General features: G+C 31.8%; 6 protein-coding genes. All 6 read right to left on the reverse strand.

What is annotated here, in order from left to right; genetic code table 11:
• Positions 1 to 227: 227 nt before the first annotated feature.
• The 6 genes from JMO20_RS01515 to JMO20_RS01540 all read right to left on the reverse strand — a co-directional run bounded on the left by JMO20_RS01515 (position 228) and on the right by JMO20_RS01540 (position 6087).
• Entirely contained in the window at positions 228 to 512 is a 285-nt protein-coding gene (locus JMO20_RS01515) for an outer membrane protein assembly factor BamB family protein (RefSeq protein ID WP_202707493.1), read from the reverse strand.
• A 158-nt stretch (positions 513 to 670) separates the two neighbouring features.
• Complete coding sequence (locus tag JMO20_RS01520) at positions 671 to 1342, reverse strand: PQQ-binding-like beta-propeller repeat protein (RefSeq protein ID WP_202707494.1); 672 nt, start codon at positions 1340 to 1342, stop codon at positions 671 to 673.
• A 163-nt stretch (positions 1343 to 1505) separates the two neighbouring features.
• The gene (locus JMO20_RS01525; protein WP_207753404.1) at positions 1506 to 1817 is read right to left on the reverse strand and encodes a hypothetical protein; all 312 of its coding nucleotides are present in this window, start codon (positions 1815 to 1817) and stop codon (positions 1506 to 1508) included.
• Between the two features lie 308 nt (positions 1818 to 2125).
• Positions 2126 to 3058: a carbamate kinase gene (arcC, locus tag JMO20_RS01530; RefSeq protein WP_202707497.1), complete on the reverse strand. Its 933-nt coding sequence runs from the start codon at positions 3056 to 3058 to the stop codon at positions 2126 to 2128.
• 149 nt (positions 3059 to 3207) lie between these two features.
• Positions 3208 to 4689, reverse strand: a complete 1482-nt coding sequence (locus JMO20_RS01535) for a YfcC family protein (RefSeq protein WP_202707499.1) — start codon at positions 4687 to 4689, stop codon at positions 3208 to 3210.
• 42 nt (positions 4690 to 4731) lie between these two features.
• The gene (locus tag JMO20_RS01540) at positions 4732 to 6087 is read right to left on the reverse strand and encodes a M20 family metallopeptidase (RefSeq protein ID WP_202707501.1); all 1356 of its coding nucleotides are present in this window, start codon (positions 6085 to 6087) and stop codon (positions 4732 to 4734) included.
• Between the last annotated feature and the right edge of the window lie 86 nt (positions 6088 to 6173).

The following is a 6173-nucleotide window of genomic DNA, read 5'->3' on the forward strand; positions in this document are numbered from 1 at the left end:
TGCAGTTAATATACCATTTTCTGCTTCGTTTATTATATTCTGACCATCGTAGTAGAAGCTTGTGATTATATCTCTATTATTTTTGAAATTCTTAGTCCTTCAGGATTATTTGAATATGTTCCTTTTACACCATATTTTAAATACTAGTACTATTCTAGTATATATAAAGACACCCAAGTTTTAGGTTTTATTTACAAAAACTTGGGTGGATATTTCAGCAACTATATTTATTTATCAACATCACTAATATCAAATATATATAATTTATTTTCTTTTCCTGCTACAACGAGAGTGTTTTTTTTATAAGCTAAGTAAGAATAAGTATCCTCACTTCCATCATCAGCTATATACTCCCACAACCTTTCTCCTGTAAATTTATCGAAAGCTATTACTTTTCCATCAGCTCTTTTAATAAATACATACTTATCGGTTGGTATTACATCAATGACATGATAATTAAAAATCTTACTTTCCCAGATTTTATCACTATTCTCTTTAGATGCGCATACCAAATTTTTATTTAAGAAGTCAAAGTAATATAAACTATGTTCATCAAAAGATAGCTTATAACCATTGCTTTCCAGTTTCCAGATTTCTTCACCTGTTTTTTTATTAACCTTTATAAAATAATTATTCTCTGCTTTAACATAAATATAGTCTCTATCAATCGTTATTTCTGGACTAATATTTTCAAACTGGAGTTCATTAATAATTTGACCGTTGCTTTATCTAGAATTACTATATTATCATTTGTATCCTCAAGATATATCTTTCCACTATCCGCAATCGGATAAGTACCCGCATGTATTAATATTTCACCATATTGCCACAATGAACTAAAGTTATTAATATCCATTGCGTATACACTCATACCATCTCTCGAATAATATAGTACATCATCAGAAACTAGAAAATTGTTAAGAAAATTAAGTGCTATTTTACCTTCATATAGTATATCTTCTTTTTCTATATTAATGATTACAATATATCCTTTTTTATTTCCCAATATGATGTTACCTTTATATGCAACCATATCCATATCATATTCTCTTCTGAGTTTTTTTGGTAGCACTATTTCTTTAATAATTTCTTTATTATTTATATCAATTATATATATATTGGCATCCTTAGTTATGCAATATACTTTGCTGTCTTGAATAATTGGTTTTGATATTAGAGTACTATCTAGCTCTAATTTCCATTTGTCTTCAAAATTAATTATATTTTCAAATGTTTCTTCTGATACTAATTCTTGTTTACTTGTACACGAGTTTCCTAATGTATTAACCAAGATTAATACAATTACCAACATATACTTCATTTTATTGCTTTTAGTACTCAAATACCTAGACACCCCCTAAAATATATAATCAATCATGACAAAAGAGCTAGAGAGCACAATTTTATTCGCTTCTATTTAATATGAAAATTAAGTTTATTCACTAATTATTATTTTTTAGATTTGAGTACCATTCATCTTCTTCTATTATTGTTGGATTAAAATATTAACTATTGTCATTACTCTCTTCATATCCTAATACCCTTACAGCTTCTTCATTACAATTAAGAACTATTTCTCTCCAACTGGATGATTTTTTTACTAACATACTACAATCTAAACTATTAATTGGGTTTATAGGAATTACACTTTTCCCTTTCTTATGAAAAAAATCTATCCCAATTATAGCTATATCCAACTCATCACAATATTTAATAAATTCTCTGAAAAACGATATCTTTATATATAACTCCTTACTTTTAGAAATATAGCATTGGTTCTTAAATCTATCAATAAATACAACAAAGCCTTTCATCACTAATTCTTTCCCTTCTATTTGAGTATATTAAAATTAAACCTCTTTGATATATTTTCCATTAAATATTTCAAATATATTTATTGTTGAAGATTGCTACATATGTTTATTTTACCATCATATCCCATATTTGTTTTTTATCCTTATAATATTATATTTTGTTATCTTCATATAATGAGTATATTCTGCCATTTAATTACAAGACAAAACCACCCAACTGATAAAAATCAACTAAGTGGTTTTGTAATTTATTGGTTTATATTTAATTTTTATATGAAATAAAGCAACTTTATCTTTCATAAATTCTGTTATTACTGCTCTATAACTGTTCCACTTTCTCCATTTAATGCTTCTCCTGCTTTTTCTAGAGACGCGATTATCGCTTGTCTTCCTGGCTTAGACTCAGCAAATTTCATAACTGCCTTAACTTTTGGAAGCATACTTCCTGGAGCAAAATGTCCTTCTTCAATATATTTCTTAGCTTCTGCTACAGTCATTTTATCTAACTCTTTTTGTTCTGGCTTACCAAAGTTAATTGCTACCTTTTCAACTGCTGTAAGAATTACAAAATAGTCAGCATCTAATATCTCGGCAATTTTCTCACTAGCAAAATCTTTATCTATAACAGCAGGTACTCCAACTAAGCTATTACCTTCAGCTACAACAGGGATTCCACCACCGCCAACTGTAATAACGATATGACCGTTATCAACAAGAGTCTTAACAGTTTCCTTCTCAGCTACATCTACTGGCATTGGTGATGGTACTACTCTTCTCCATCCACGACCAGCATCTTCTACCATATCATAGCCCTTTTCTTCCTTAAGCTTCTTACCTTCTTCCTCAGTATAGAAAGCTCCAATTGGCTTAGTAGGATTAGTAAAAGCTTGGTCATCCTTATCTACTATTACTTGAGTAACAACAGTAGCAACTGGTCTATTTATCTTCCTATTTAATAATTCTTCTCTAATAGCGTTTTGAAGATGATATCCAATATATCCTTGGCTCATGGCTCCACATTCTGGGAATGGCATCTCTGGAGTATTAGCTTCACTCTTTGAAGCAGTTTCCATTGCTAGGTTTATCATCCCAACCTGTGGACCATTTCCATGGGCTATAATTACTTCATTACCCTTTTCAATTAAATCAACTATAGGTTTAGCTGTATTTTTAACTAATTGTAATTGCTCTTCTGGTGTCTTTCCTAAAGCATTTCCACCTAATGCAACAACTATTTTACTCATTTGTATTCCTCCCTTAAAAAAGTTAATATTCTTTCTTATAATTCATTTAAATCAATTGATTTATTCAAAAAAATAAAAAAATCACATTGCTTTATAAGTTAAAACCAGTAACGAAGGGGAGAAACCCCTTCATTACAGTTTAATTTATCTTACATCATTATAGCAATACTCATAAATGCCATTACCATTATAGATAATACCACTAATAGTTTCCATACATGCTTAAAGTACTTAGTATACGGTACCCTTGCAATGGCTAATGCCCCCATTATAACACCACTTGTTGGTGTTACAAGATTAACAACACCTGACGCAGATTGATAAGCAGTTATAACTATATCTCTACTTACTCCCGCAAAATCTCCCAACGGAGCCATGATTGGCATTGACAATGTTGCTAAGCCTGAGGTTGAAGGTACTAAGAATGATAAAGGTATATAGAATAAATATGTTAGGTTTGTAAATGCAACTGAACCAAGGTTTGCTAATGTATCCTCACCCCAGTGAAGTACGGTTGCAGTCATTCCACCATCATTCATAACAACTGTAATACCTCTTGATACACCAATGATTAATGCAACTCCTAGTAAATCCCTAGCTCCATTAACAAAAGTTTTCATGAAGTCTTCTTCACCCATCTTGTAAACTATAGATACAAGAATTGATGCTACTAAGAATAGCACTGTAATTTCACCAAACCACCAATCACCAAGTGGTAGTGGATTACCTATTATGCTACCAATAACAGGTATACTTGTTATAAAGTTATTAAACTTCTCAAAGATTAAAATATCAAATTTCCAAGCCCATGGTATAACACCAAGAACCATTATTATAAATGTTAATCCAAATATCCATAATACGCCTTTTCTTCTACCTGTTAATTCAACTACTTCCTCTTGATCTTTCTTTAAGAAGTGGTCTTTATTATCATCTCTAAGACTCTTAGATAATAATGACTTACTTGGGTCAGCCTTAACCTTTTTAGCGTATCTCATAACAAAAATAATTCCTATAATTTCTCCAACTATTAATATTAATGCTCTTAAAATAATACCTTGTCCAATTGATATGCCCGCAAAACCTGATGCAACACCTGTGGCAAAAGGATTAACTGTAGAACCAAGAACTCCTATACCAGCTCCTAATGCTACCACCGATACAGCGGTCATTGCATCATATCCTGCTGCTATAATAACGGGTATTATCAATGGATAAAAGGCTATAGTTTCCTCTGCCATACCATATGTAGTTCCTCCAAGTCCGAATAAAATCATCAGAAATGGAATCATTATTTGTTCTCTACCTTTAAGCTTTCTCACTACGTTTCCAATTCCTGCATCTATAGCTCCTGTTTTCATAACAACAGCTATAAACCCACCAATTACTAGAACAAAAAGTGCTATATCCCTAGCATCATAAAAACCTTTAATAGGAGCATTTACTATTTCCCATAGGCCCTGTGGATTTTGCTCAGCAGAGCTATATGTGCCTGGTATTGGTTCAAGCTTTGATGCATTAGGGTCTACATAATCATATTGTCCAGCAGGCACTATCCAAGTAAATATAGCAACAATAACAATAATAGTAAAAAGAATAGTATATGCTGATGGCATCTTTAATTTATTCATTTGTATGTCCCCCTTTATTTCTTTTGTAATTCTGTTATCTTCTTATCTAGTTATCTTATAAATAGCTTTAGCATATATCTCCATTGCAACAGCTAAATCTTCTAAATTAATATATTCATTAGGCTTATGCTCAACCTTTTCTCTACCTGGAAGCACCGCTCCAAAGGCAACACAATTATCTATTGCCCTAGCATAAGTAGCTCCTCCAGAAGATATAGGTTCAGATTCTGTATCTCCTGTTACATCTTGATATACATCTAAAAGTGTTTTTATAAGAAAATGGTCTTTAGGAATATAAATAGATTTAAGCCAATCATATTCCTTATACTCAAGTCCATAAAGTTTAGCTTTTTTGCTTAATTTTGCAACAACTTCTTCTTTATCAGCGGTAACTGGTATTCTAATATCGATTGAAATCTGTTCTTTTTCTCCAATATTTATTTTTCCTATATTAAACTTCAACTTACCAGAATCCTCATCTTCACAATTACCAAATATATTTGTTGCAAATGCATCTTCTTTAATTTCTTCTGCAATAAAGTCAATTGCTTTAGAATCGGTTCCTATCCCTTTCAACGCAATAGCTAATCTACTAATTGCATTGATTCCATTTTCAGCTTCTTGAGCATGAACTGCTTTTCCTATGACTTGAATACCTCCATCTACTTCCTTATATTCAAATCCAAGCTCTTTAAGCTTACTTTTTAGCTTTTCTTGTTCCTTATCTTTGTATACAATTCCAGCTGGAACAGAGTTAAATGCATCTCCACCCTTTAGATTAAGTGATGTTTCATTTTCTCCCTCAAGATGAAGCTGTAATAATCCCTTCTCCGCATAGATAAGAGGGAACCTTGAGTCAGGAGTAAAGCCCATGCTTGGCTTTTCTTCCTTTTCAACATACTTTGCTATACCTCTCCAAAGGTTTTCCTCATCAGTACCAAAGATAAATCTCAATCTTTTATTAAACTCTATTCCCATATCCATCAAGGATTTAGCGGCATACAAGGATGCAAGGGTTGGACCCTTGTCATCCTGTGTACCTCTTCCATAAAGTTTACCATCCTTAATGACTGGATCAAATGGGTCATTAGCCCATTCTTCTAAGCTTCCAACGGGAACAACATCTAAATGACCTAATACTCCTACTAATTCCTCCCCTTCACCTATTTCTGCATAACCATAATAACCTTCAGGGTCACAGTAAGTCTTAAATCCTAAACTTTCACAAATATTTAAAGTTTCTTTAAGTGCCTTATCAATATCTTCTCCAAAGGCAAATTCTTTAGAATCTTCATCAATTATACTTGGAATTCTCACGACCTTCTTTATAGCATCTATAAGAGGTTCATGATTTTTTTGAAGTTGTTCATTTAGCTTTTCATCCAATAGTAAACTCATTATTTATTCACCCTATTTTTAATTTATTTTCCTAAAGTTGCAACCATAACAGCTTTGATAGTATGCATTCTGTTTTCTGCTTCATC

It is taken from the genome of Sporosalibacterium faouarense (assembly GCF_016765695.1).
GTDB lineage: Bacteria > Bacillota > Clostridia > Tissierellales > VENL01 > Sporosalibacterium > Sporosalibacterium faouarense.